Origin of the sequence: Cellulosimicrobium cellulans, assembly GCF_016907755.1 — a bacterium.
In the GTDB taxonomy this organism is placed as follows: Bacteria; Actinomycetota; Actinomycetes; order Actinomycetales; family Cellulomonadaceae; genus Cellulosimicrobium; species Cellulosimicrobium cellulans_D.
Genome location: NZ_JAFBCN010000001.1, coordinates 96972 through 121703, shown reverse-complemented (window position 1 = coordinate 121703; position 24732 = coordinate 96972). Strand labels below are relative to the sequence as shown.

Below are 24732 nucleotides of genomic sequence, written 5' to 3'. Positions count from 1 at the left end.
GCGGGTCAGGCCTCGTCGAGCCCGAGCACCCGGCACGCGTTCCCCGCGTAGAGCGCCGGCAGGAGGTGCGCCGGGAGGTCCGCGCCCGAGATGGCCCACCGACCCTGCGGCGGCACGGGGTCGCCGGGGGAGTAGGCGAAGTGCTCGTCGGCCGTCTCGAGGAACCGGAAGTGCGTCTCGAGCTGCTCGTGGGACAACGGGAACGCGTCGGTGCCGAACAGGACCCGGTCGGGGAAGTCCTCGACGAGCCGGCGGAAGCGCCGCGGCTGACGCCCGAGCTCGCCCAGCCGGCCCGCGATGTCGACGACGAGGTTCGGCGCGGCCCGCAGGAGCCGGGAGACGTGGTCGAGGTCCTCGGCGACGCAGCCGACGTGCGCGCCGACGTAGGTGGTCCCCGGCGTCGCGACGAGCAGGCGTTCGAACGCGTCGAGCAGGTGCTCGAACGACGGGAACCGGGACCGGTCGGCGAACGACCACGACGGCTGCGCGGCGAGCTCGTCAACGCGCTCGTTGTACCGGTCCAGCGGGTCGAAGAACGCCTTCGGGTCGGCGACGTGGACCAGGACGGGCAGCCCGAGCTCGCCCGCGAGCGCGAGCGTCTCGACGACGCGAGGGTCGTCGGGCGCGACGAGCGCGCCGTCGGGGCCGGTGACGGTCAGGCCGAGGTCCTTCCACACCTTGAGGCCGCGCGCCCCGCGCGCCGCGGCGTCGCGGAGCTGCCGCTGCACCTCGCGCTCGCCGCCCGCGTGGGCGAGCGCCCTCCAGTCGACCTGGCAGAAGGTGAGGAACCGGCCCGGGTGCGCGCGGTCGTACCGGTCGAGGTTGGCCTCGAGCTCGTCGCCCCACAGGCCGTCGAGGTTGACGACCGTGCGCACGTTCGTGCGGTCGAGCAGGTCGAGCAGCGCGGGGACGTCCGGCGCGCACCAGTCGGCGGTGAGCCAGCGGCCCAGGTGGTTGTGGACGTCGACGGCGGGCACCGCGGCCCGGGTGACGTCGGTCCGGGGGAGCCGCACGCGGGCACGCGGCTCCCAGTCGGCGAGCCGCAGGTCGGGTGCGGGCGGCACCGGGGGCGGGGTGGCGTGGTGGAGAGGATCGGTCACGTCCCCGAGCATCTGCCCCGCGCGCGCAGATTTCACGGATGTTACGCGAACCGATCATCCAGAGTGAGTGAATGTGCCACTCTGCGTGACTATCGCGCAGACGATGAGCAGGATCTTGGGCATCGGGTCCGCGCCGCGCGGCACCCACCACCGCTGGACCCGGGGTCACGACCCCGCCGACGACAGGACAAGCACGTGAGCCCGAGCGCCGTCACCGAGCGAGAGATCCACAGCCAGCCCGACGTGTGGGCCAAGGCCCTCGCGGGCGGACCCGCCACCGGCTCCGTGCTCGGCGCGCCCGGCGAGCGCGTCCTCGTGCTCGGGTGCGGGACGAGCGCGTTCGTCGCCGAGGCGATCGCGGTCCTCCGTGAGGACGCGGGCCTCGGCGAGACCGACGCCGCGTACGCGTCGGAGTGGCACCCGACGCGTCCCTACGACCGCGTGGTCGTCATCAGCCGCTCCGGGACCACGAGCGAGTGCCTCGAGGCGCTCGCGGCCGTCCCCGCGGGAACGCGCACCGCCGCGGTCGTCGGGGTCGCGGGCACGCCCGTCGCCCTCGCGGCGGACGACGTCCTCGTGCTCGACCTCGCAGACGAGGAGTCGGTCGTCCAGACGCGGTTCCCGACCACCGTGCTCGCCGTCGCCCGCCAGGCGTTCGGCGAGGACCTCTCCGACCTCGTCGAGCAGGCCGAGCAGGCGCTCGCGGCGCCGCTGCCCGTCGAACCGGGCGCGTTCGAGCACTTCGTGTTCCTCGGCCGCTCGTGGGCCTACGGCCTCGCGCAGGAGGCGGCGCTGAAGATCCGCGAGGCGGCGCAGGCGTGGTCCGAGTCGTACCCGGCGCTCGACTACCGGCACGGGCCGGTCGCCGTCGCGACCGACGCGACGCTCGTGATCCTGCTGGGCGAGGACGACCCGGCGCTCGCCGACGACGTGCGGCGTACCGGCGCGACCGTCGTGCACCTCGAGGGGGACCCGCTCGTCCAGCTCGTGCAGTGCCAGCGCCTCGCCGTCGCCCTCGCCACCGACCGCGGCCTCGACGCGGACGCGCCGCGCCACCTCACCCGCTCCGTCGTCCTCGGCTGAGGACGACCCGCGACAGCCCGTCACCGACGGGGACGCAGTACCCGGACACTCGACGAAGAGACCGCCCAAGAGACAAGGCCGACAATGTTCCGTCATCCCACCCGCCGCCGTCCCGACCGTCCTCTCACCGTGGCCCGGGGAGCCGCCGGAGCGGCCGTCGTCTCCGGCGCGCTGCTGCTCGCCGCGTGCTCGTCCGGGACGCAGGGCGCCACGACCCTCGACCCCGAGGCCGACGTCACGCTCACGTGGTGGACCGGCCAGGCCGACCAGGCCCAGACGATCCTCACGGGCCTCGCCGAGGAGTTCGAGGAGCTCCACCCCAACGTGACGATCGAGGTGTCGTCGGGCGCGCCGTCGACGGAGGACCTGCTGCAGAAGCTGTCGTCCTCGTTCGCCGGCGGGACCTACCCGGACATCTCCTACGCGTTCGGCTCCTGGGCGAGCGAGCTCGCCGAGTCGGAGCGCACGCTCGACATCACCGACCAGGTGAGCGACCCCGACGTCGGCTGGGACGAGTTCTCCGGCGCCGCTCGCGCCACCGCCCAGCCGGACGGCGAGACGACGATCGGCTTCCCGGCCGTCGTCGACAACCTCTCCCTCCTGTACAACAAGACGGTGTTCGACGCCGCCGGCGTGGACTACCCGACCGAGGACTGGACGTGGGACGACTTCCGCGCCGCGGCGAAGGAGCTCACGGACCCCGCGACGAGCACGTACGGCTACGCCTACGGGGTCTCCGGCTCCGAGGAGACGACGTGGCAGTTCTGGCCGCACCTGTGGCAGCGGGGCGGGGAGATCCTCGACGAGTCCGGCACGACCGCGAGGTTCGACTCCGACGCCGGCGTGGACGCGCTGACGTTCCTGCGCGACATGGCCGTCGAGGACGGGTCGGTCTACCTCGACCAGACCGACACCAAGTTCACGCAGATCTTCGCGAGCGACCAGATCGGCATGGTCACGTCCGGGCCGTGGACGCTGTACGACCTCCAGGTCGCGGGCACGCAGTACGGCGTCGTCCCCCTGCCGGCCTACGGCGGCGAGCACACGACGATCTCCGGCGCCGACCTCTGGGTCCTCTTCGACCACCAGGACGCGAACCGTGAGCACTGGTCGTACGAGTTCACGAGGTGGCTGACCGACCCCGAGCAGGACGTGCGCTGGAACGTCGTCTACGGCAACCTCCCGCTGCGCGAGAGCGAGATCGACTCGCCGGAGTTCCAGGCACAGGTCGCGGCGATGCCCGGCCTGGACGTCATGGCGCAGAACAGCGAGAACGCGACGATCCCCCGCCCGACCGTGCCGGGGTACGTGAACCTCTCCGAGGCGGTCGGCACGGCGGTCTCGGAGGTCCTCCAGGGCAAGGGAGAACCGCGCGAGGCGCTCGAGCGGGCCGCCGACCGGTCGGACGAAGCGCTGGCGGACCAGTGACGACGACGATCGCGCCCACCCCCGTCCGGCGGCCCCCGCGGCGCCGCCGGACGGGGGAGGCGCTCGCCGGGTGGGGCTTCGTCACCCCGGCGACGCTCCTCGTCGTCGGTCTGTCGATCTTCCCCGCGGTCTGGGCGTTCCTGCTGTCGCTGCAGGACTGGAACGGCTTCTCCACCCCGGAACCGGTGGGCGCGGACAACTACCGGCGCATGCTGACCGACGCCGAGCTGGGCGCCGCGGTGGGGCACACGCTCCTGTACACCGCGCTGTTCGTCCCGGCGTCGCTCTTCCTCGGGCTCGGTCTCGCGGTCGCGCTCAACCGCCGGCTCGTCCTGGTCGGGGTCTACCGCACCCTCGTGTTCCTGCCGTTCGTGGTCTCCGCGGCGGCCACCGGCATCCTCACGACCTACCTGTTCAACCCGCAGTTCGGGTTCGTGAACAACGTGCTGCGCGTCCTCGGCCTCCCGCAGCAGGGCTGGCTCGAGGACCCGTCGCAGGCGATGGTCGTCATCACGATCATGTCGTTGTGGGGGCAGGCGGCGTTCACGACCGTCATCTACCTCGCCGCGCTCCAGGACATCCCGGTCGAGCTCGCGGAGGCCGCCCGTGTGGACGGCGCGAACCGGTGGCAGTCGTTCTGGCACGTGACGTTCCCCCAGCTCGCCCCGGTCACGGTGTTCGTCGCCATCTGGCAGACGATCCAGGCGATCCAGCTCTTCGACCTCGTCTACACCACGACGCGCGGCGGCCCGCTCGGGTCGACCGAGACGATCGTGTACTACCTGTGGAAGGCGGCGTTCAAGGAGCTCGAGTTCGGGTACGCCTCGGCCGTGGCGTACGGGCTGTTCGCCGTGACCCTGCTCATCACCATCGCCGTGACGCTCTACTCCCGCCGCACGAAGGTTGGTGGACTCTGATGTCGACGACCGTTCCCGGACCTGCCGCCTACGCCGCGGCGCCCGGCGGACCGCAGGCGGTGCCGCCCGGCGCCCCGGACGGCCCGCTCCCCGCCACCACCACCGCCACCCCCGCACCGCGGCGCCGGCGGCGACGCGCCTGGCTGTGGCACCTGCTGCTCGTCCCCGTCGCCGCGCTGTTCGCGACGCCGTTCGTGCAGATGTTCCTCACGTCGCTCACGCCCGAGGCGGAGATCAACCGGTTCCCTCCGCGGTTCTGGCCCTCGCAGCTCACGCTCGACGGCTACGTCAAGCTCTTCACCGAGACCGACGTGCTGCGCTGGACGACGAACACCGTCCTCGTCTCGGTCGTCGCCGTCGCGTCGCACATCGTGCTGTGCTCGCTCGCCGGGTACGGGTTCGCGCGCCTCAAGTTCCCGGGCCGCACGTTCGGGTTCCTCGCGATCATGGCGACGATCATGATCCCGACCCAGCTCCTCATGGTCCCGACGTACGTCCTCTTCGCGCGCATCGGCATCATCGACACGCTCGCCGCCGCGATGGTCCCGTGGCTCGCGTCGGCGTTCGGGATCTTCCTCATGCGCCAGTTCTTCCTGTCGCTCCCGCCCGAGCTCGAGGAGGCGGCCGTCCTCGACGGGTGCTCCCGGCTCGCGACGTTCTGGCGGATCATCCTCCCGCTCGCGCGGCCCGCGCTCGCGACGCTCGCGATCTTCACGCTGCTCGGCTCGTGGAACGACCTCGTCTGGCCGCTCATCGCGATCAACGACCCGTCGTCGTTCACGCTCCAGCTCGGGATCACGAACTTCCAGGGCGCGCGCCGGACCGACTGGTCGCTGCTCATGGCGAGCAACGTCGTCGCGACCCTGCCGCTGGTGCTGTTCTTCCTGTTCGCCCAGCGCCAGTTCATCGCCACCATGACCTTCACCGGAGTCAAGGGATGACCACGCCCCACACCCTGCCCGACGGACCCGACCGGACCGCTTCACGACCCGTCGTCGTGGTCGGCGACGCGAACGTCGACCTCGTGCTGCGCGGCGACGTCGTCCCGCGCTTCGGCCAGGCCGAGCAGCTCGCCGACTCCGGCGACCTCGTCCTCGGCGGCTCGGCCAGCATCGCGGCGGCCGGCGTCGCGCGCCTCGGGGTGCCGACGACGCTCGTCGCGCGCGTCGGCGCGGACACGTTCGGCACCTTCACGCTCGACGCGCTGCGCGCCGCCGGGGTGGACGTCTCCGCCGTCGACGTCGCCCACGACGAGCCGACAGGGCTCTCGGTCATCCTCTCCACGCCCGACGACCGGGCGATCCTCACGGTCCCGGGCACGATCCCGACCCTCACCGGCTCCCACGCGCTCGCCGTGCTCGACGGCTGGCACGGGCCGCCCGGCGTCGTGCACGTCGCGTCGTTCTTCCTCCAGCCGCGTCTCGCCGCGGACCTGCCCGCGGTCCTCGCGTCCGCACGCGCGCGGGGGTGGACGACGAGCCTCGACACGAACTGGGATCCCGCCGAGCGCTGGACCGGGCTCGCGGACCTGCTGCCCCACGTGGACGTGCTGCTGCCGAACCGCAACGAGCTGCGCGCCGTCGCGGCGGCGTTCGGCGCGGGCGTGCGGGACGCGCCGCACACCGGCGATCCCGACGCCGCGCTCGCCCGGGCGGTCGCCGCGCGCGGCCCCCGCGTCGTGGTCAAGGACGGTGCGCGCGGCGGGTGGTCCGTGGGACCGGCCGGAGCCGTCGTGCGTGCCCCGGGGCTCGCCGTGGACGTGGTCGACACGACCGGCGCCGGAGACAGCTTCGACGCCGGCTACCTCGCGGCCCTCGCGCACGGGATCGAGGACGAGACCGAACGCGTGCGCTGGGCGGCCTGCGCCGGCTCGTTGTCGACGCGCGGCCCGGGGGGCACCGGGGCGCAGGCCACGCTGGCCGCGCTGCGTGCCGCGCTCGCATGATCTCCGCGCTCGCCCTCAGCCCGTCGCTCGACGTCACGTACGTCGTCGACGCGCTCGAGGGGATCCAGCGCCCGCGCGAGGTCCGTCGCGTCGGTGGGGGGAAGGCGCTCAACGCGGTCCGCGCCGCGGCGTCGCTCGGCGCCCGCACGACCGCCGTCGCGGTCCTCGCCGGGGGATCGGGCGAGGACGTCGCGGCGGGGGCGAGAGCCGACGGCGTAGACCTGCGCGTCGTGCCGGGAGAGCACCCGACGCGCACGTGCGTCTCGGTCCTGGCCGCAGAGACCGGTGCGCTCACCGAGATCTACGAGCGTGCCGTCCCGGTGGGTCCGGACACGCTCGACCGTGCCGTCGGGCTCGCGCTCGACCTCGCCGCGCACCACGGCGGGTGGTGGCTGCTGTCCGGCGGCCTCCCCGGCACCATCGCGCCGAGCGTGGTCGGCGCCGTCGTCGGTCGGCTGCGGGCGGCGGGTGCCCGCGTCGCCGTGGACAGCCACGGTCCGGCGCTCGCGGGTGCCGTGGGGGAGGGGCCCGACCTGGTCAAGGTGAACCGGGTCGAGGCGGCAGAGCTGCTGGGCGTCCCCGAGGACACCCCGGGGCCAGCGCTCGTCACCGGGATCCGCGACCGGTCGGGCGGCCTCGTGGTCGTCACGGACGGCGCGGAGGGGGCGTGGGCGAGCGACGGCACGAGCGTCCTGCGCGTGCGGCTCGGGGGCCACGTCGGCCGCTTCCCGGTGGGGAGCGGCGACTCGTTCCTGGGCGGGATGCTCGTCGCGCTCGACACGGGGGCCTCCCTCGCCGCGGCGGTGGCGCTCGGTGCCGCCGCGGGCACGGCCAACGCCCAGGTCCCCGGTGCGGCCGTCCTGGACGCGGACCTGGCCCGCCGTCTCGTCGGCGAGGTCGAGGTCGAGGCCGTGGCGCTCCCGGTGCCGTAGACCCGCTGCGGGGTCAGAGCGGCGTGGTCGGCCCCTCGGCCGGCTGCACGGCCGTGACCGGACCGTCGTCGGGCACGACCTGGACGTCGACACCGGCCGCCGCGATTGCGTCGAGGGCCTCCGGGTCGGCGGACGAGTCCGTCACGAGCACGTCGATCTCCTCGAGGTCCGCCATCTTGGCGAGCGTCACGCGCCCCACCTTCGACCCGTCCGCGACCACGACGACGCGCTCGGCGTGCGCGACCATCGCGTGGTTGGTGCGCGCCTCGGTCTCGTCGTGCGTCGTCGCGCCGCCGCGCACGCTGATGCCGTCCGTGCCCAGGAACGCCGTGCCGACGTTGATCGCGTTGAACGTGTGCTCGGCGAGCACGCCGACGGCCTCCAGCGAGCTCGAGCGGACGAACCCGCCGGTCATGATGACCTGCAGGTTGCTGCGCGCGGCGAGCTCGGTCGCCGTCGTCAGGGCGTTCGTGGCGATCGCGAGGTCGGGTCGCGTCGCGAGGGCGCGCGCGACGGCGGCCGCCGTCGTGCCGCCGCTGATCGCGACGGAGTAGCGCCCCGGCGGGAGCAGCCCGGCGGCGTGCTGGGCGATGCGCAGCTTCGCCTCGCGGAACCGGGAGTCGCGCAGGAGCACCGGGACCTCCGTCGTGGGGTCGAGGGCGCGCACCCCGCCGTGCGTGCGGAGCACGAGGCCCTGCTCCTCCATGTCCGCGAGGTCGCGCCGCATCGTGGCCGAGGACACGCCGAGCTCGTGGACCAGCTCCGTGAGGCGTGCCGTGCCGTGCTCGTTGACGTACGTCAGCGCCCGCATCATGCGGTCGCTGCGCTTGTGGGAGATCGCGCGGGGCGCGGCGTCGGGTGCGACGGACATGCGCTTCCTTCCGGCGGTTGTGGGGCGGACGCCCGAGGCCCTCGGCGCCCGGACGAGGCAAATCGCTCATTCAAAGTGAGTGTTATCAGCGAAATCTGATCGTATTCTTGCACAGTGCGCTCGACGGCGCCGAGGATCGTCGACATGGTCAGCATCGCGTTCGTCGGCGCCGGGAGCGTCGTCTTCACCCGCCAGCTCGTCGCCGACATCCTGCGCTACCCGGAGCTCGCCGACGCCCGCCTCGTGCTGCACGACATCGACCCCGAGCGGCTCCGCGTCGCCGAGGGCACCGCGCGTCAGGTGAGCCGCCAGCTCGGGGCGTCGGCCACCGTCGAGGCGTACGCCGACCGTCGCCGGGCCCTCGACGGGGTCGACTTCGTCGTCAACATGATCCAGGTCGGCGGCATCGACGCGACGCTGAAGGACCTCGAGATCCCCGCGCGCCACGGACTGCGCCAGACCATCGGCGACACGACCGGCGTCGGTGGCGTGTTCCGCGCGCTGCGCACGTTCCCGGTGCTGGAGGGCATCGCGACCGACATGCGCGAGCTGTGCCCCGAGGCGTGGCTGCTCAACTACACGAACCCGATGGCGATGAACGTGTGGTGGGTCTCCACCGTCGCTCCCGACCTCCAGGTCGCCGGGCTCTGCCACTCCGTCTACTGGACGGCGCACGACCTCGCGGAGCTCGTGGGCGTCCCGGTGGAGGAGACGCGGTACCGGGCCGCGGGCGTCAACCACCAGGCGTGGCTGCTCGAGTGGGAGCACCAGGGCGAGTCGCTGTACCCCCGGCTGCGCGAGACGATCCGCCGCGACCCCGGGCTCGAGCGTCGCGTCCGGGTCGAGATCTTCCGTCGCCTCGGCTACTACCCGACGGAGACGAGCGAGCACTCCTCCGAGTACCTGCCGTGGTTCCTCCGCTCCGACGAGCAGATCGAGCGCTACCGCCTGCAGCCGCTCGAGTACGTCGGCATCAGCCGGGAGAACGTCGCGGAGTTCGAGGCGGCGCGGCGTGCGCTCGCCGCCGGCGAGGACCTCGCGCTCGAGGACGGCGCGAGCGAGTACGCGCCCCAGATCATCCACTCGCTCGTCACCGGGACGCCGCGCGAGGTGCACGTCAACGTCCCCAACCACGGGCTGATCGACAACCTGCCCCAGGGCGCGGTCGTCGAGGTCCCGGCGGCGGTCGACGGCGACGGCCTGCGTCCCGTGCCGATGGGCTCGCTCCCGGCCCAGTGCGCGGCGCTCAACCAGCCGTACGTCTCCGTCGGCGCGCTCACCGTCGAGGCGGCGCGCACCGGCGACCCTCGGCTCGTGCGCCAGGCCGTCCTCATGGACCCGAACGCGTCCTCGACCCTCACCCCCGAGCAGATCTGGGCCCTGTGCGACGAGCTCGTCACGGCGCACGGCGACCTGCTCCCCGAGCCGCTCCGCGCCGTCGTCCCGGCAGGTGCCCTGTGACCCTGGCCGCGACGGGGAACCTCGTCGCTGCGGCGGCGCGCGACGGCGGCGCCGTGCTCGCGTTCAACGTCATCACGCTCGAGCACGCCGAGGGCATCGTCGCCGGCCTCGAGGACGCCGGGGCTCCCGGCATCCTGCAGATCAGCGAGAACGCCGTCCGCTACCACGAGGGCCGCATGACGGCCCTGGTCGCGGCCTGTCGCGAGATCGCCGTCGCGGCACGCGTCCCCGTCTCGCTGCACCTCGACCACGTCCAGGACGTCGACCTCGCGCGTCAGGTCGTCGACCAGGCGTGGCGACTCGGGATCACGTCGATCATGGTCGACGCTGCCCACCTCGACTACGCGGACAACGTCGCCACGACCCGCGACCTCACCCGGTCCGCGCACGACACCACGCTGTGGGTCGAGGCCGAGCTCGGCGAGATCGGCGGCAAGGACGGTGCGCACGCACCCGGCGTGCGCACCGACCCCCACGAGGCCGTGTCGTTCGTCGCGGCGACCGGCGTCGACGGGCTCGCCGTCGCCGTCGGCAGCTCGCACGCGATGACGAGCGCGACCGCGGACCTCGACCTCGACCTCGTCGAGCGGATCGCCGCCGAGGTCCCCGTCCCGCTCGTGCTGCACGGGTCGTCCGGTGTCCCTGCCCCGATGCTGCGCGACGCCGTCGCGCGCGGGATCCGCAAGATCAACGTCGGGACCGCGCTCAACGTCGGCTACACGCGTCAGGTGCGAGACTTCCTCGACGCGCACGACGCCGTCACCGACCCCCGCAAGTACCTCGCCCCGGCGCGGGGGGCCGTGCGCGACGCCGTCGACCGGCTCTGCACGCAGGTGTTCGCCTGACACCTCGGACCGTCCTGCATCTCCTGATCGGCACCCCCACCATGGCGCGCGGGCAGCGCGTCACGACGAGAGGAACGAGCACATGAGACGAACGACGACCGGCCTGGCACTCGGCTCGGCGCTGGTGCTGACCGCGTGCGCGGGCGGCCCCGCCGTCGGCGGCACGAGCCCCGTCCCGGACACGGCACGCACGACCACGACCGACGCGACGACGGCGGCGGTGGTCGAGCTGCCGCCCACGAGCGGGGTCCTCGACTACCAGCTCGGCGGCGCGTACGACGAGGTCGACGCCGGTTCCGGTCCGGTGACCCCCGACGTCGTGGTGCGCGACGCGACGGCGACGCCGCTCTCCGGTGCGTACAACGTCTGCTACGTGAACGGCTTCCAGACGCAGCCCGACGACGCCGACCTGTGGCTCGCCCACGAGGACCTGCTGCTGCACGACGCAGGTGGGGAGCTCGTGATCGACCCCGACTGGCCGGACGAGTTCGTGCTCGACCCCTCGACCGCCGCGCAGCGCGACGGGATCCTCGACGTCCTCGGTCCGGTGGTCACCGGCTGCGCGGACGACGGGTTCGACGCGGTCGAGATCGACAACCTCGACACCTGGACCCGGTTCGCCGAGATCGACGAGGCCGGCGCGCACGCGCTCGCCACGGCGTACGTCGACCTCGCGCACGACGCCGGGCTCGCCATCGCGCAGAAGAACGCCGCGGAGATCACGCAGGTCGCGCACGACGACCTCGGCTTCGACTTCGCCGTGACCGAGGAGTGCGCCGTCTGGGACGAGTGCGCCGCGTACACCGACGTGTACGGCGACCACGTGCTGCAGGTCGAGTACCCCGGCCCGCTCGCGGGCGAGGGGCTGACGTTCGCCGACGCGTGCGCCCTGCCCGACCGCGCACCGCTCACCGTGCTGCGCGACCTCTACCTCGTCACGCCCGACACGGACGTGAGCGGGTTCGACCCCGTCGAGGAGACGGGCGAGCCGTACTCGTACGTGTTCGAGACCTGCTGACCGCGAGGCGGCGGGCGGCGCCCGCGCCGTGCGCCGCCTCGTGTCACCAGCCGTCGGGCGTGAGGAGCTTGCGGATGCGCTTCTCGCTCACCGGGCCGTCCGTGCCGAGCTGCTGCGCGAACAGCGACACGCGCAGCTCCTCGACCAGCCACCGGACCTCGGCCAGGTCCGCCGCGCGGACCGGGTCGGCCGGGCCCTGTGCGTAGGCGGCGCGGGCGCGCTGGTACGCCTCCTCGACGTCGTGCACGCGCCACGCGAGCTCGGCGTCGCGGTTCGGGTTCGACTGCGCCTTCTCCAGCCGGTACGACGCCGCGCGCAGGTAGCGCGTGAGGTGCGGCAGCCGGCGGGGCGGGGTCTGGGAGACGAACCCGTCGTGGATCAGGCCCGCGGCCTGGTCGCGCAGGTCGGTGAGCGTGTTGAGCAGCGCGAGGCTGTTCGACGCGCGGATCTCCGCGTCGAGGTTGCGCGACGCCGTCAGCGCCGCCACGACGTGCCCGACCACCTGGTGCACCTGCTCCTCCAGGTGCGCCCGCACGAACGCCCTCGCGGCCGCGTAGGCCTCCGCGTCGCGGATCGTCGTCGCGTCCGGCTGCGCTCCGTACTGCCCGCTACCGCCGCTCGTCAGCGCGATCACCGCGGCGAGCTGCAGGTCCGCGACCAGCGCGTCCGTGTTCCGGTACGGGCTGGCCGCCATCGTGAGCGACTGCGTCCCGTTCCACCGACTGGTGATGCGCCCGGTCTGCAGCGCCGTCTCGGACAGCAGCAGACGCCGCACGCCGCGCGCGTGCTCGCGCGCCTGCGCGTTCGCGTCGGCGAGCACGCGCAGCGCGACGACCGGCTTCCCCTTCGCGTCCTGCTCCTCGACGACCGCGGGGTACCCCCGCACCACGACCCCACTCCCGAGGTCTGTCGACACCGTCGCCGGGAGTCGGCCGTCGCTCAGGTCGTCGGGCCAGGTGGTCAGGTTCGCGCGTTCGGTCACCAGGGCGGCCGTGGTCGCGTCCGCGGCGGCTGCCCGTCGCGTCGTCGCCTCGTCGAGGTCCGACGACGCCAGATCGGCCCGCACGTCGGCTCGCCCGGGCGAGCCGGTCGCCACGGCCGGACCCGCGCCGTCGCGCACTGCGGCTTGTCCGTTGCGGGAAGGTGAGCCGGACGCGGAGGCGGGGGAGGGGGCGTCGGATGCGAAGGGCGTGGTGGGACTGGCGGGAGCGCCGTGAGGAACGAGCGGCGCGGATGGTAGCCCGAGCACCGACGCCCCCTCCGCCGCCGGACCCGGCCCCGCACCCGCGGCGCCCGTCCCCGCCCGAGATCCCGCCTCGCGCAACGCCGCGCCCACCGCGCCCTTCACCGCGGCGCGGACCGCCGCCTGGTTCTGGGCGGCGAGTCGGCGCTGGAGGGCGAGCAGGTCCTTCGACTCGTCGAGGACGACGGACCCGCCGCGGTCGCGCGGGTCCTCGACGCGGAACGTCATGCGCAGGTGCGCGGGGAGGCGCGCCTCCTGCTCGGGGCCCCACGCGTCGTCAGGGATGACGACGTCGCGCAGCGCCCGGACGCCGCGCGTGAACGCCACGTGGAACGGCTCGGCCATGTCGCCCGCGCGGGCCATGTCCTCCCAGGCGGGGGTGTGCGCGCGGAGCCAGGCGACGACGTCGCGCGCGACGTCCGGCGCCGGCACGAGCTGGACGCGGACCGGCTTGGGCAGCGAGCGGATCGTCGCCGTGGCGAGCTCGTCGAGCAGGCCCGGCACCATCCAGTCGAACCCGTCGGGCACGACGCGGTTGAGGACGGAGATCGGGACGTGCACGGTGACGCCGTCGGCGTCGGTCCCGGGCTGGAACTGGTAGGTGAGCGGGAGGGTGAGCTCGCCCTGCGGCCAGGTCTCGGGGAACTGCGACGTGTCGATCTGCTCGGCGTCGGGCACGAGCTGTTCGAGCGTGAAGGTGAGCAGGTCGGGGTCGCGGCGCTGCGCCGTCTTCCACCAGCGGTCGAAGTGCGCGGCGGACACCACGTCGTCCGGGACGCGCTCGTCGTAGAAGTCGAACAGCACGTCGTCGTCGACGACGAGCCCGCGCTGGCGCGAGCGCGCCTCGAGCTCCTCGGCCTCGGCGAGGAGCTTCCGGTTGTCGTGGAAGAACCGGTGGTGGGTCGTCCACTCGCCCTGCACGAGCGCGTGCCGCACGAACATCTCGCGCGCGGCCTCGGGGTCGACCTTGGCGTAGAGGACCTTGCGGTCCGCGACGATCGGCACGCCGTACAGCAGCACCTTCTCGGTCGCGATCGCCGCGCCGCGCTTGGTCGACCAGTGCGGCTCGGAGTACGTGCGCCGCGCGAGGTCGCCCGCGAGGTCCTCGGCCCACTCGGGCTGGATCCGGGCGACGTCGCGCGCCCACAGCCGCGACGTCTCGACGAGCTCGCCCGCCATGATCCACGCCGGCGGCTTCTTGCTCAGCGGCGACCCGGGGAAGATCGCGAACCGCGCGCCGCGCGCGCCGGTGTACTCGTTGCGCGCCTGCTTCTGCGCGCGCCGCAGCGCCTTGGCACGCGCCTCGCCCTTGAGGTGCGCGACCGACGACGCCTTCACGTCGCCCGTGTCCTGCATCCCGATCTGCGACAGCAGGCCGGACAAGAGCGCCTTGTGGATCGTGTCGCCGTCCCAGGCGCGCTTGTAGGCCTGGCTGTCGGGGGTTGCGTCGGGAGCGGTGGTCGGGTCCGCGGCGGCTGCCCCCGAGGTGCTCGGGCTACCGGCCGCACCGCGTGCGCGCGGCTTGTACGACATGTCGATACCGAGGGGCTTGGACATCTCGCGGAGCTGGGCGACGACGTCCTGCCACTCGCGGATGCGCAGGAAGTTGAGGTACTCGGCCTTGCACAGGCGGCGGAACGCCGACGACGAGAGCTCGTGCTGCTGCTCGCGGACGTACTCCCAGACGTTGAGGTACGTGAGGAAGTCGGAGTGCGGGTCGGTGAAGCGCGCGTGCGCCTGGTCGGCCTGCGCGCGGACCTCGGCGGGGCGCTCCCGCGGGTCCTGGATCGACATGACGGCGGCGATGATCGCGACCTCGCGCGCGACGCCGAGCCTCGAGCCCTCCCAGATCATGCGGGCGAGGCGCGGGTCCATGGGGAGCTGCGCGAGCACCCGCCCGACCTCGGTGAGGCGCGCGACGCCGTCGGACGTGGCGAGGGCGCCGAGCTCGGTGAGGAGCTGCACGCCGTCGCGCACGGCGCGCGTGTCCGGGGGTTCGACGAACGGGAAGCGCGCGACCTCGTCGGGGGTCTCGACGACGCCGACGGAGATCATCTGGAGCAGCACGGACGCGAGGGACGTGCGCAGGATCTCGGGCTCGGTGAACTCGGGCCGGGAGAGGAAGTCGTCCTCGGAGTAGAGGCGCACCGCGATGCCGTCGGCGACGCGCCCGGACCGGCCGGAGCGCTGGTTCGCGCTCGCCTGCGAGACGGGCTCGATGGGCAGGCGCTGGACCTTCGTCGCCTTGGAGTAGCGCGAGATGCGGGCCGTGCCCGGATCGACGACGTAGTGGATCCCCGGCACGGTGAGCGACGTCTCGGCGACGTTCGTCGCGAGCACGATGCGCCGCGAGGAGTGCGCCTGGAACACGCGGTGCTGCTCGGCCGACGACAGCCGCGCGTACAGCGGCAGGATCTCGACGCGCTGCGGGTGCTTCGGGTCGGTCACGCGGTCCTTGAGGTGACCGGTGAGCGCGTCGGCGGCGTCGTGGATCTCGCGCTCGCCGGAGAGGAACACGAGGATGTCGCCGTGCCCCTCGCGCATGAGCTCGTCGCACGCGTCGACGATGCCGGTCACGAGGTCCTTCTCCTCGGCGCCCGCGCGACCCTTCGCCTTCGTGCCGGTGCCGGTGGAGGCGCCGGGGTCGACGTCGGGGGACAGCGGCCGGTACCGGATCTCCACCGGGTAGGTGCGGCCGGACACCTCGACGACGGGCGCGGCGTCGGGCAGCGCGTCGACCACGTAGTCCGGCGCGCCGCCGAGCTGGGCGAGGTGCGCGGGGGAGAAGTGCTGCGCGAACCGCTCGGAGTCGATCGTGGCCGACGTGATGATCAGCTTGAGGTCGGGGCGGCGCGGCAGCAGGCGCGCGAGGTAGCCGAGCAGGAAGTCGATGTTGAGGGACCGCTCGTGCGCCTCGTCGACGATGATCGTGTCGTAGGCGAGCAGCTCCGGGTCGCGCTGGATCTGCGCGAGCAGGATGCCGTCGGTCATGACCTTGACGAGGGTGTCCTCGCTGGAGGTGTCGGTGAACCGCACCTGGTAGCCGACGACGCCGCCCAGCTCCGTGCCGAGCTCCTCCGCGATGCGCTCCGCGACCGTGCGCGCGGCGATGCGGCGGGGCTGGGTGTGCCCGACCTGACCCTTGCGGCCACGGCCGAGCTCGAGCGCGATCTTGGGGAGCTGCGTCGTCTTCCCGGACCCCGTCTCGCCCGCGACGATGACGACCTGGTGGTCGCGGATCGCGGCGGCGATGTCCGCGCGTCGGGCGCTGACGGGGAGCTGCTCCGGGTACGTGATGGGCGGGACCGTCACGGACTCGCGCGCCTGCGCGGCCCGCTCGAGCTGCGCGCGGCTCACCTGCCGCGGGCCCGACGGCGTCCGCTCGCCCCGCCCGCGCCGCGTCGGTTCCGTGGTCGTCGAGGTGCCCGACGTCGGGCGGTCACCCCGCCCGCGGCCGCGGCGGTTCCCGCGGCGCCGACGACCCTCGCGCGGGGTGCCCTCGGCGGCGCCGCCCTGCTGGGCAGGGCGCGCGTCAGGCTGGTTCGCTGCGGGCTCGGTACTCACGACGGTCCATTCTCTCAACCCGCCGCAACTTCATTGCGCCCAGGGTGGGGTCGACCCTGGCGGACGATGCTGTCATTTTGCTAGCGTTGTCCTCGGAGGTGGTCGAGATGGCGACGCTGACGATCCGAGGGCTCGACGACGACGTGCGCGAACGGCTGCGTGCGCGGGCCGCAGAGCACGGACGGTCGATGGAGGCGGAGATCCGCGCGATCCTCACGTCTGCGGTGACGGCACCGAGCGGGTTGGAACGTGGGCTCGGCACGTTCATCCACAGCTCGTTCGCCGACGCCGGGCTGACGGTCGAGCTCGACCTGCCCCCGCGCTCGGAGCACGGGCGCGCCGTCGAGTTCTCCGACGAGCCGGGCGGGCCGGACCGCGAGGTCGCAGACGCGTGATCGTCCTCGACACGAACGTGGTGTCCGAGGTGATCCGCCCGGTACCCGAGGCGCGCGTGCTCCGCTGGCTCGACGCGCAGGCTCCGGAGGCGCTGTGGATCACGGCCGTCACGGTCGGCGAGATCGTCCACGGCGTGGCTCGGCTGCCCGAGGGGCGGCGCCGGGACCGTCTCGCCGCGCTCATCGAGGAGCACGTCACCACGACCTTCTCGGGCCGGGTGCTCGCGTACGACGCCGACGCAGCGCGCGTCGGAGGCACTCTCCTCGCGCTCCGCGAGCGAGCGGGGCGGCCGATGAGCATGGCCGACGCGCAGATCGCTGCGATCTGTCGTGTGCACGACGCGACGCTCGCGACGCGCAACGTCCGCGACTTCGTCGGCACCGGTGCGGCCGTCGTCGACCCGTGGGGCACCGGGCCGTCCTGACCGAGCGCGCTCAGCCGAGCGCGTGGCGCATGACGACGCGCGGCACGCCGCCGCTCACGCCGGTGGTCGGGGCGGCGCGCTCGAACCCGGCCCGCTCGAACAGCGCGACCGTGCCGACGTACCCGGAGATCACGTCGACGCGCTCGCCGCCCGTGTCCACGGGATAGCCCTCGACGGCCGGCGCGCCGTGCGCGGCCGCGTGCTCGACCGCGCCGGCGAGCAGGTGGTGCATCAGCCCGAGGCGCCGGTACCCGGCCCGGACGACGAAGCACACCGCGCTCCACGCGTCGAGGTCGTCGACGAACGGGATGGTCCGGGCGTTCATCAACCGGCGGTAGGTGCTGCGCGGCGCGACGGAGCACCAGCCCGCGACCTCGCCGTCGACGTACGCGAGCACGCCCGGCCCGGGGTCGGTCGTGCACAGGTCGGCCATGAACCCGGGGCGGTCCTCCGCGCTGACCCGGCTGTCGCGGTAGGACATGCACCAGCAGCCGCGCACGCCCTCCTTCCGCGGGCCCACCACGGTGGCGAAGTCGTCGTAGCGCCCGACGGCGGAGCGCACCTCCACGTCCATCCCGCCACGCTAGGCGCGCCCGCCCACACCGGCGAGCGCCGCCGTCGGACCCCACGCCGGGGCGGCGCCGAGAACGACCCTGCTCCCGGTCGAGCACGACCCCAGTCCCGGAACGAGAGCCAGAACGACAGCAACGTCGTGTTCGGCTACCGGGCCAGGCAGGGCCCGGTCAGGGTGGGGTCGCTCGGGCGTAGCGGGCGGCGAGAGCGTGCACGTGGTCGACGAGCGCTTTGGGCTCCGTCACGTGGAAGTCCAGGCCGAGCATGCCGACCCACACCGCGACGACCTCGACGCTGTCGCCGCCCGTGACGAGGACGCAGCGGTCGTCGTCGAGCGGTTCGACCGTGCCGACCGTCGGGTTGATGCGCCGCAGCACCTCGTCGGCGGGCGCGTCGACGACGATCCGCGCGTGGACCGCCCATCCCGTGCGCGCGACCTCGCGCACGACGAAGTCCGTCAGGTCCCCGGGGAAGTCGACCGGCGCGAACCGTCGCCCGCCCGGGACCCGGAGGACGAGCCAGTCCACGCGGAACGGGGCCCACGCGCCGGTCGCCGGGTCGCGGGCGACGAGGAACCAGCGGCGCTGCCACGCGACGAGGCGGTACGGCTCGAGCTCGAGCGGTTCGTCGCGGTAGAAGCAGCGCAGGCCTTGGTGGTCGCGCACGGCGTCGGCGAGGGCGGTCAGCGTGTCCGGGTCCACGACCGGGTCCTCGACGTTCGAGTCGGTGTTGGCCGGCCCGGCGGCGCTCGCGGACCGCAGGGCGACGAGGCGGCGGCGCAGCCGGTCGGGCATGACCTGCTCGAGCTTCGCGAGCGCGGAGGACCCGGACTCCTCGAAACCCGCCGTGCCGGTCGCGGCCCGCAGCCCGACGGCGACCGCGACGGCCTCGGCGTCGTCGAGCAGGAGCGGGGGCAGCCGCGCACCCGCGCCCAGGCGGTACCGGCCACCCGGCCCGCGCACGGCGTCGACGGGGTAGCCGAGCTCGCGCAGCCGCGCGACGTCGTTGCGGACGGTGCGGTCGGTGACGTCGAGGCGCGCGGCGAGCTCGGCGCCCGACCAGTCGGGACGCGACTGGAGCAGCCCGAGCAGGGCGAGCATGCGGGCCGAGGTCGAGGCCACCAGGTCCCTCCGAGAGGTCGTCGGGAGAACGTCGGAACCCAGCGAGAATAGCGGAAGAAACTGTTCCTGAACCGTGCGTAGCGTCGGTATCAGAGCAGGGCACGAGGCCCGCTCCGACCGAGGAGGAATCATGAGCAGCACGACCCTCGAGCACCGCCCGTTCTCCGTCGCCGTCCCGCCGGCCGACCTGGACGACCTGCGCGAGCGCCTCGAGCGGACCCGCTTCGCGCCGGCCGCGCCCGGCGACTCCTGGGACTACGGCACGCCCGAGTCCTACCTGCGCGACATGGTCGGGCGCTGGACGGCGTTCGACTGGCGCGCCGTCGAGGACCGGGTGAACGCCTACCCGGGGTTCCGCACCGAGATCGACGGCCAGCCGATCCACTACCTGCACGTCCGCTCGCAGCACGAGGACGCGACCCCGCTGCTGCTCGCGCACTCCTATCCGGGCTCGTTCCTCGACTTCCTCGACATGATCGAGCCGCTCGTCGACCCCGTCGCGCACGGCGGGCGCGCCGAGGACGCGTTCCACCTCGTGATCCCGTCGATGCCGGGGTTCGGGTTCTCCACCCCGGTCGTCGGGGACACGGACTGGACGATGGCGCGCGTCGCCCGCGCGTACGACGTCCTCATGCGCGACCTCGGCTACGCGTCCTACGGGATCCACGGCAGCGACGGCGGCGCGATGGTCTCGCGCGAGCTCGCGATCCTCGACCCCGAGGGCTTCCGCGGCGCCCACGTGCTCCAGCTCTTCTCCTTCCCGTCCGGCGCGCCGGGGGAGATGGACGGCTTCGGGGAGAAGGAGTTCGCGGCGCTCGGCCACCTCCAGTGGTTCCAGTCCGTCGGCGCCTACAACACGATGAACGCGTCCCGGCCGCAGACCATGGCCGCCGGCCTCGCCGACTCGCCCGTCGCCGTCCTCGCGTACCACGAGCTGTTCGAGAGCTTCGGCAACGGGACGAGCCTCGTGAGCGCCGACCAGGTGCTCGCGCAGGCGACGCTCTACTGGCTCACCAACTCCTACGCGACCGCCGCGCGCTACCACTACGCGGAGCAGCGCTCCGGTGCCGAGCCGGTCGTGAGCCGCGGCCGGATCGGCGTCGCCGTCTTCCGGGACGACTTCCAGACGATCCGCGCGTTCGCCGAGCGGGACAACGCCCGGATCGAGCACTGGTCCGAGTTCCCGCGCGGCGGCCACTACGCCTCGCTCGAGGTCCCGCAGGACGTCGTCGCCGACCTCCGGGTGTTCTTCGCCTGACACCCCGCGATCGTCGAGAACGGGGCGACGCGCCCTCGACCACGACGTTGCTGTCGCTATCGGCCGGATAACGACAGCAACGTCGTGCTCGGCGCAGAATGGGGCGGTGTTCACCCGAGCCCGGACCACCCTCGACCTCGTTCCCCGCCGCGCCCGCGTGCACCGCGTCCAGGAGACGTCCGGCGCGCTGCGGCGCATCACGTTCCGCGATGCCGCCCCGACCGCGCACGACGGACGGGCGGCCGGGCCTGACGTCGACGGCTCGCGCCTGGCCTCGCTCGCTGCGCTGCGCGCTCCGGGCCCGGACGACCACGTCAAGGTCTTCCTGCCCGACCCGGCGAGCGGCGTCCTGCACGCCCCGACCCTGACGGCGGACGGCGCGCTCCAGCGCCCGACCGGCGTCGTGTCGATCTCGCGCGAGATGACCGTGCGGGCGACGCGGACGGTCGACGGGGTCGCCGAGGTCGACGTCGACTGGGTGCTGCACGGTGGCGCCGACCCGGGCGCGCCGCCCACCGGGGAGGGCGGTCCGGCATCGGCGTGGGCGGCTCGGGCGCAGGTCGGTGACGAGGTCGTGCTCGCAGGCCCGACGACGAGCCGCGGCGTGCCCGACGGCGTCGCGCGGCTGCTGCTCGTCGGGGACGAGTCGGGGCTGCCCGCGCTCGCGCGGTGGGTCGACGCCGTCGCGACGGACGTCCCGGTGACGGCGATCGTGGAGGTCGGCGACGACGTGGACGAGTCGTTCGTCGAGGACGAGCTCGGTCGCGCGACGCTCGAGATCCTCTACCGCACGGACGGTCCCGGCCAGCTCGCGGAGGCGGTCCGCGCCCTGGGCCCGCTCGACGCCGACGAGTACGTGTTCGGCGCCGGTGAGGCGACCGACCTCGTCCCGGTGCGTCGCGACCTACGACGGACGGGGGCGCGGCCCGACCAGGTCGAGGTGCACGGCTACTGGCGCCGCGGCGTCGTCAACCTCGACCCCGACGCACCCCTGGACCCGACCGACCCTGACTGAGCGTCGGCCGTTGCGCGCGCACCCGGGGGTCCGGGTCAGGCGCCGCGCAGCACGTCCACGGCGAGCCCGCGTCCGGCGACGGCGAGCCGCGCGTCGTTCGTCCACAGGGCGGTGCACCCGTGCACCTGCGCGGCGGCGAGGTGGAGTGCGTCAGACGTGCGGAGCGACGAGGCGGCGCGGAGACGCGCGGCACGCTCGAAGACTGTGGCGTCGAGCGGCACCTCGGCGAACAGCCCGAGTGCCGCGCGGTACCGGTCCTCGAGCTCGACGTCCCCGGACCGGAGCGGCCCGACGAGGCACTCGAGCCGGACCAGCGGGCTGATCGCGAACTCCTCCTCGCCGTGCCGGGCGAGCAGCCCGCGTACGTGGGACCCGCGCTCCGCGTCCTCGACCAGGTAGATCACGAGACACGAGTCGAGGTAGATGCACGGTGCCTCCTCGGTGTCGGGCGTCATGGCCAGGAAACCTTGCCAGGTGGGTCGGGCGGGACCCGGGCCGAGAGGGCCTGTCCGAGCGCGCGCGCCTCCGGCCGTCTGCCCGCGGCGAAACCGCCTGCGGGCGAGTCGACGACGCACCAGAGTGGGTCCATGACCCGACTCCTGGTCCTCGGCGGCTCCGACTTCGTGGGACGTGCCGTCGTCGACGACGCGCTCGCCCGCGGCTGGGACGTGACCGTCCTCAACCGCGGCAGCACGCCCGCGCCCGACGGCGTCCGGCAGCTCGTCGGCGACCGCACCCGCGCGGACGGCCTGGATGCGCTGCGCGCCGACGACGTCCCGCAGACGTGGGACGTCGTGGTGGACACGTGGTCGTGGGCGCCCGCGGCGGTCCGCGACGCCGCGCGGCTGCTCGCCGGCAGGATCCCCGGCGACAGCCGGTACGTCTACGTGTCGTCGCGCTCGGTGTACCCGTTCCCGAAGCCCCGCGGAGCCGACGAGACGGCGTCGGTCGTCGACGGCGACCCGGACGACACGACGCACGACGACTACGCCCGCGCCAAGCGAGGGGCGGAGATCGCCGCCGTGGACGCGCTCGGCGACCGGGCCGTCCTGCTGCGCGCGGGGCTGATCCTCGGCCCGCGGGAGAACGTCGGGCGGCTGCCGTGGTGGCTCCGGCGCGTCGCGCAGGGCGGGCCCGTGCTCGCGCCCGGGCCGGCGGACCTGCCGCTGCAGTACGTCGACGCGCGCGACCTCGCGGCGTTCGCGCTGGGTGCGGCGCTCGCGGGCGCGTCGGGACCGGTCGACGTCGTCAGCGCACCGGGCCACACGACGACGGGCGAGCTGCTCGCCGCGTGCGTCGCCGTGACGGCCGACGACGCCGCCGCGGCCGGGAACCCGCCCGCCGAGCTCGTGTGGGTCGAGCCGGAGGTGGTGCTCGCCGCGGGGATCGCGCCCTGGACGCAGCTCCCGGTCTGGCTCCCGCCCGGCGAGCTGCACGACGCGCTCCACGGCTCCGACACGTCGCACGCGTACGCTCTCGGGCTCCACCCGCGGGACGTGAACGAGACCGTGCGCGACACCTGGGCGTGGCTCCGCGAACTCGACGTCGCGGGCGAGGCGACGCCGCAGCGCGCGGACCGTCCCGCCGTCGGCCTCCCGCCGGACCTCGAGGCTGCCGCTCTCCGCGCAGCCGCCACCGACTGACCCGCCGACCCGGCCGCCCACGACCCCCGGGGACCGGCCGTCGTCGAACACGACCCTGCCCGCCGCCCAACACGAGGTTGCTGCCGCTATCAGCCCGATAACGACAGCAACCTCGTGTTCGACGGCGGGCGTGGGGCCGGGGGTCAGGACTCCGCGAGGAGCTCGCGGACGCGGGGGATGACCTGGGTGCCGTAGAGCTCGATGCTGCGCAGCATGGCCGAGTGGGGGAGCGTGCCGGTCGAGTACTTGAGGTCGAACCGGCCCGCGCCGAGCAGGCGGACCGTGCGGGCGATCTTGCGCGCGACGGTCTCGGGCGAGCCGACGTAGAGCGAGCCGTCGCGCACGTCGTGGGCGAAGCGCCCGCGGTGGTACGCGGGCCAGCCGCGCTCGCGGCCGATGCGGTTGTTCATGGCCGCGAAGTGCTCGTAGACCTCCTCCTGCGCCTGCTCGTCGGTCTCGGCGACATGGCCGGGGGAGTGCACGCCGACCGGCAGCACCGGGTTGCCGAGCTCCTCGACGGCGCGGTGGTAGAGGTCCACGTAGGGCCGGAACCGCTCGGGCTCGCCGCCGATGATCGCGAGCATGAGACCGAGCCCGTGCCGCGCCGTCCGGACCACCGACTCGGGCGACCCGCCCACGCCGACCCACGTGCGCAGGCGCCCGCCCTCCGTTTTGGGCCAGACCTCCTGGTCGGCCAGCCCGGCGCGCGTCGTGCCCGACCACGTGACCGGGCCCTCGTCGAGCAGGTGGACGAACAGGTCGAGCTTCTCCTCGAACAGCACCTCGTAGTCCGCGAGGTCGTACCCGAACAGCGGGAACGACTCGATGAACGACCCGCGCCCGAGGATGACCTCCGCGCGCCCGCCGGACAGCGCGTCGAGCGTCGAGAACCGCTCGAAGACCCGCACCGGGTCGTCCGAGCTGAGCACGGTCACCGCGGAGCCGAGGCGGATGCGCGACGTCCGCGTCGCGATCCCCGCGAGCACGACCTCCGGCGCACTGATCGCGAAGTCCGCGCGGTGGTGCTCGCCGACGCCGAAGAAGTCGACACCGACCTGGTCCGCGAGCTCCGCCTCCTCGACGACGTCGCGGATCGTGCGCGCCCCGCTGAGCAGGGCGCCGCCCGCGTCGGAGGTGACGTCGCCGAACGTGTCGAGGCCCAGCTCGACGGTCGCGGGGTCCGGCTGGCCGACAGGGGCGCTCGCCGGGGTGGTCGGGGTGCTCGTGTCGTCGGTCATCGTCTGCTCCTGCGGTCGGGCGACCGTCGGGGGACCGGTGGGGCTCACCGGCGGCGCGGTCGTGCGCCGTCTCAACCGTGCCCGGCCGCAGGATCTTCCGCGACCGGTCGCGGTCGCGTGCAGCCCACCCCGAGCACGACGACGGCCGCCGTCCCGGGTGGGACGACGGCCGTCGGACGGGGCGCCGGCTGGCGGCGCGGCGACGTCAGTACGTCGAGGTCACGGCGCCGTTCGCGACGAGCGCGGCGATCGCGACGATGTAGATGATCGTCCCGATGGCGCCCAGCACCGTGAAGATGATGCTGAGGATGAGGCCCCACTTGGCGAGCTGGTTGTCGAAGCCCGCCTCCTTGCTCTTCTTGCGCGCGATCGCGCTGACGACGATGCCCGCGATGGCGAAGACGAACGCGAGCACGAAGCCCACGATGCCCAGGGTCTTGCCCGGGTCCTCGATCGGGGCGGCGTAGCCGGCGGGGGCCTGCGGGGCGGCGGGGTACTGCTGGGCCATGGTTCTTCTGCTTTCTGGGGTGGGCCGACGTGGCCGGGTCCGGTGGCGGCGCGGACGGGCCGTCCGCGCGCGTGCGGGGCTCATTGTGGGCCATGTCGTGTGTGTCTGAACAGGGGGAGTTCTCCCCGATGTCCGTGAAAGCGTGACAA

22 protein-coding genes are annotated in these 24732 nt (G+C 73.7%); 14 read left to right on the top strand and 8 right to left on the bottom strand.

All coding sequences use genetic code 11. The annotated features are described in order from the left end of the window. Positions 1-5 precede the first annotated feature (5 nt). On the bottom strand, positions 6-1100 hold the full coding sequence (locus JOE63_RS00525) for an amidohydrolase family protein (RefSeq protein WP_307839876.1): 1095 nt from the start codon (positions 1098-1100) through the stop codon (positions 6-8). Positions 1101-1295: 195 nt separating this feature from the next. Here JOE63_RS00525 and JOE63_RS00520 point away from each other — a divergent pair, with 195 nt between their 5' ends. The 6 genes from JOE63_RS00520 to JOE63_RS00495 all read left to right on the top strand — a co-directional run bounded on the left by JOE63_RS00520 (position 1296) and on the right by JOE63_RS00495 (position 7405). Beyond that, on the top strand, positions 1296-2183 hold the full coding sequence (locus JOE63_RS00520; RefSeq protein WP_087470284.1) for an SIS domain-containing protein: 888 nt from the start codon (positions 1296-1298) through the stop codon (positions 2181-2183). A gap of 129 nt (positions 2184-2312) precedes the next feature. Continuing rightward, positions 2313-3611, top strand: coding sequence for an ABC transporter substrate-binding protein (locus JOE63_RS00515; RefSeq protein WP_307839875.1), 1299 nt, complete (start codon positions 2313-2315; stop codon positions 3609-3611). Continuing rightward, on the top strand, positions 3608-4528 hold the full coding sequence (locus JOE63_RS00510) for a carbohydrate ABC transporter permease (protein ID WP_087470282.1): 921 nt from the start codon (positions 3608-3610) through the stop codon (positions 4526-4528). Before JOE63_RS00515 ends, JOE63_RS00510 begins: the two co-directional genes overlap by 4 nt. Continuing rightward, the gene (locus tag JOE63_RS00505; protein ID WP_087470281.1) at positions 4528-5469 is read left to right on the top strand and encodes a carbohydrate ABC transporter permease; all 942 of its coding nucleotides are present in this window, start codon (positions 4528-4530) and stop codon (positions 5467-5469) included. Before JOE63_RS00510 ends, JOE63_RS00505 begins: the two co-directional genes overlap by 1 nt. After that, a complete protein-coding gene (locus JOE63_RS00500) occupies positions 5466-6473 on the top strand; it encodes a carbohydrate kinase family protein (RefSeq protein ID WP_204538255.1) in 1008 nt (335 codons plus the stop codon). The genes JOE63_RS00505 and JOE63_RS00500 overlap by 4 nt, the downstream gene beginning before the upstream one ends. Continuing rightward, positions 6470-7405, top strand: coding sequence for a 1-phosphofructokinase family hexose kinase (locus JOE63_RS00495; RefSeq protein ID WP_204538252.1), 936 nt, complete (start codon positions 6470-6472; stop codon positions 7403-7405). The genes JOE63_RS00500 and JOE63_RS00495 overlap by 4 nt, the downstream gene beginning before the upstream one ends. A 13-nt stretch (positions 7406-7418) precedes the next feature. Here the strand turns inward: JOE63_RS00495 and JOE63_RS00490 are convergent, their stop codons facing one another. Continuing rightward, the gene (locus JOE63_RS00490; protein ID WP_204538248.1) at positions 7419-8276 is read right to left on the bottom strand and encodes a DeoR/GlpR family DNA-binding transcription regulator; all 858 of its coding nucleotides are present in this window, start codon (positions 8274-8276) and stop codon (positions 7419-7421) included. 144 nt (positions 8277-8420) lie between these two features. On the opposite strand from JOE63_RS00490, the gene JOE63_RS00485 reads away from it, so the two are divergent. The 3 genes from JOE63_RS00485 to JOE63_RS00475 all read left to right on the top strand — a co-directional run bounded on the left by JOE63_RS00485 (position 8421) and on the right by JOE63_RS00475 (position 11600). After that, entirely contained in the window at positions 8421-9737 is a 1317-nt protein-coding gene (locus tag JOE63_RS00485; protein ID WP_204538245.1) for an alpha-glucosidase/alpha-galactosidase, read from the top strand. Further along, positions 9734-10582: a class II fructose-bisphosphate aldolase gene (locus JOE63_RS00480; protein ID WP_204538242.1), complete on the top strand. Its 849-nt coding sequence runs from the start codon at positions 9734-9736 to the stop codon at positions 10580-10582. The genes JOE63_RS00485 and JOE63_RS00480 overlap by 4 nt, the downstream gene beginning before the upstream one ends. Positions 10583-10664: 82 nt before the next feature. Further along, on the top strand, positions 10665-11600 hold the full coding sequence (locus tag JOE63_RS00475) for an endo alpha-1,4 polygalactosaminidase (RefSeq protein ID WP_087470275.1): 936 nt from the start codon (positions 10665-10667) through the stop codon (positions 11598-11600). Between the two features lie 43 nt (positions 11601-11643). Here JOE63_RS00475 and hrpA read toward each other — a convergent pair whose 3' ends face one another. After that, the gene (hrpA, locus tag JOE63_RS00470; protein ID WP_204538240.1) at positions 11644-16407 is read right to left on the bottom strand and encodes an ATP-dependent RNA helicase HrpA; all 4764 of its coding nucleotides are present in this window, start codon (positions 16405-16407) and stop codon (positions 11644-11646) included. A 107-nt stretch (positions 16408-16514) separates the two neighbouring features. Here hrpA and JOE63_RS00465 point away from each other — a divergent pair, with 107 nt between their 5' ends. After that, entirely contained in the window at positions 16515-16802 is a 288-nt protein-coding gene (locus JOE63_RS00465; RefSeq protein ID WP_204538237.1) for a FitA-like ribbon-helix-helix domain-containing protein, read from the top strand. Further along, positions 16799-17227: a type II toxin-antitoxin system VapC family toxin gene (locus JOE63_RS00460; RefSeq protein ID WP_204538233.1), complete on the top strand. Its 429-nt coding sequence runs from the start codon at positions 16799-16801 to the stop codon at positions 17225-17227. The genes JOE63_RS00465 and JOE63_RS00460 overlap by 4 nt, the downstream gene beginning before the upstream one ends. Before the next feature lie 10 nt (positions 17228-17237). On the opposite strand, the gene JOE63_RS00455 is transcribed toward JOE63_RS00460, so the two are convergent. Together JOE63_RS00455 and JOE63_RS00450 are read right to left on the bottom strand one after the other, a co-directional pair. Further along, positions 17238-17801: a GNAT family N-acetyltransferase gene (locus JOE63_RS00455; RefSeq protein WP_204538230.1), complete on the bottom strand. Its 564-nt coding sequence runs from the start codon at positions 17799-17801 to the stop codon at positions 17238-17240. Between the two features lie 169 nt (positions 17802-17970). Next, positions 17971-18921, bottom strand: a complete 951-nt coding sequence (locus JOE63_RS00450) for a helix-turn-helix transcriptional regulator (RefSeq protein ID WP_087470271.1) — start codon at positions 18919-18921, stop codon at positions 17971-17973. A 130-nt stretch (positions 18922-19051) separates the two neighbouring features. Here JOE63_RS00450 and JOE63_RS00445 point away from each other — a divergent pair, with 130 nt between their 5' ends. Further along, a complete protein-coding gene (locus JOE63_RS00445; protein WP_087470270.1) occupies positions 19052-20179 on the top strand; it encodes an epoxide hydrolase family protein in 1128 nt (375 codons plus the stop codon). A 106-nt stretch (positions 20180-20285) separates the two neighbouring features. Then, positions 20286-21194 carry a siderophore-interacting protein gene (locus JOE63_RS00440; RefSeq protein WP_204538227.1) on the top strand — a complete coding sequence of 303 codons (909 nt, stop codon included), beginning with the start codon at positions 20286-20288 and terminating at the stop codon, positions 21192-21194. Positions 21195-21229: 35 nt separating this feature from the next. Here the strand turns inward: JOE63_RS00440 and JOE63_RS00435 are convergent, their stop codons facing one another. Continuing rightward, the gene (locus JOE63_RS00435) at positions 21230-21649 is read right to left on the bottom strand and encodes a type II toxin-antitoxin system VapC family toxin (RefSeq protein WP_087470268.1); all 420 of its coding nucleotides are present in this window, start codon (positions 21647-21649) and stop codon (positions 21230-21232) included. 132 nt (positions 21650-21781) lie between these two features. On the opposite strand from JOE63_RS00435, the gene JOE63_RS00430 reads away from it, so the two are divergent. Continuing rightward, positions 21782-22837, top strand: coding sequence for an NAD-dependent epimerase/dehydratase family protein (locus JOE63_RS00430; RefSeq protein ID WP_087470267.1), 1056 nt, complete (start codon positions 21782-21784; stop codon positions 22835-22837). Between the two features lie 143 nt (positions 22838-22980). On the opposite strand, the gene JOE63_RS00425 is transcribed toward JOE63_RS00430, so the two are convergent. Together JOE63_RS00425 and JOE63_RS00420 are read right to left on the bottom strand one after the other, a co-directional pair. Then, positions 22981-24075: an LLM class flavin-dependent oxidoreductase gene (locus JOE63_RS00425; protein ID WP_204538224.1), complete on the bottom strand. Its 1095-nt coding sequence runs from the start codon at positions 24073-24075 to the stop codon at positions 22981-22983. A 205-nt stretch (positions 24076-24280) separates the two neighbouring features. Further along, the gene (locus tag JOE63_RS00420) at positions 24281-24583 is read right to left on the bottom strand and encodes a hypothetical protein (RefSeq protein ID WP_204538222.1); all 303 of its coding nucleotides are present in this window, start codon (positions 24581-24583) and stop codon (positions 24281-24283) included. Positions 24584-24732 lie beyond the last annotated feature (149 nt).

What these genes read in the sequence shown, in the direction of transcription:
- JOE63_RS00455 (WP_204538230.1), bottom strand. Translation starts at nt 17,801, where the DNA reads ATGGACGTGGAGGTGCGCTCCGCCGTCGGGCGCTACGACGACTTCGCC.
- JOE63_RS00425 (WP_204538224.1), bottom strand. Translation starts at nt 24,075, where the DNA reads ATGACCGACGACACGAGCACCCCGACCACCCCGGCGAGCGCCCCTGTC.
- JOE63_RS00500 (WP_204538255.1), top strand. Translation starts at nt 5,466, where the DNA reads ATGACCACGCCCCACACCCTGCCCGACGGACCCGACCGGACCGCTTCA.
- JOE63_RS00435 (WP_087470268.1), bottom strand. Translation starts at nt 21,649, where the DNA reads ATGACGCCCGACACCGAGGAGGCACCGTGCATCTACCTCGACTCGTGT.
- JOE63_RS00505 (WP_087470281.1), top strand. Translation starts at nt 4,528, where the DNA reads ATGTCGACGACCGTTCCCGGACCTGCCGCCTACGCCGCGGCGCCCGGC.
- JOE63_RS00475 (WP_087470275.1), top strand. Translation starts at nt 10,665, where the DNA reads ATGAGACGAACGACGACCGGCCTGGCACTCGGCTCGGCGCTGGTGCTG.
- JOE63_RS00485 (WP_204538245.1), top strand. Translation starts at nt 8,421, where the DNA reads ATGGTCAGCATCGCGTTCGTCGGCGCCGGGAGCGTCGTCTTCACCCGC.
- JOE63_RS00430 (WP_087470267.1), top strand. Translation starts at nt 21,782, where the DNA reads ATGACCCGACTCCTGGTCCTCGGCGGCTCCGACTTCGTGGGACGTGCC.
- JOE63_RS00465 (WP_204538237.1), top strand. Translation starts at nt 16,515, where the DNA reads ATGGCGACGCTGACGATCCGAGGGCTCGACGACGACGTGCGCGAACGG.
- JOE63_RS00490 (WP_204538248.1), bottom strand. Translation starts at nt 8,276, where the DNA reads ATGTCCGTCGCACCCGACGCCGCGCCCCGCGCGATCTCCCACAAGCGC.
- JOE63_RS00445 (WP_087470270.1), top strand. Translation starts at nt 19,052, where the DNA reads ATGAGCAGCACGACCCTCGAGCACCGCCCGTTCTCCGTCGCCGTCCCG.
- JOE63_RS00495 (WP_204538252.1), top strand. Translation starts at nt 6,470, where the DNA reads ATGATCTCCGCGCTCGCCCTCAGCCCGTCGCTCGACGTCACGTACGTC.
- JOE63_RS00420 (WP_204538222.1), bottom strand. Translation starts at nt 24,583, where the DNA reads ATGGCCCAGCAGTACCCCGCCGCCCCGCAGGCCCCCGCCGGCTACGCC.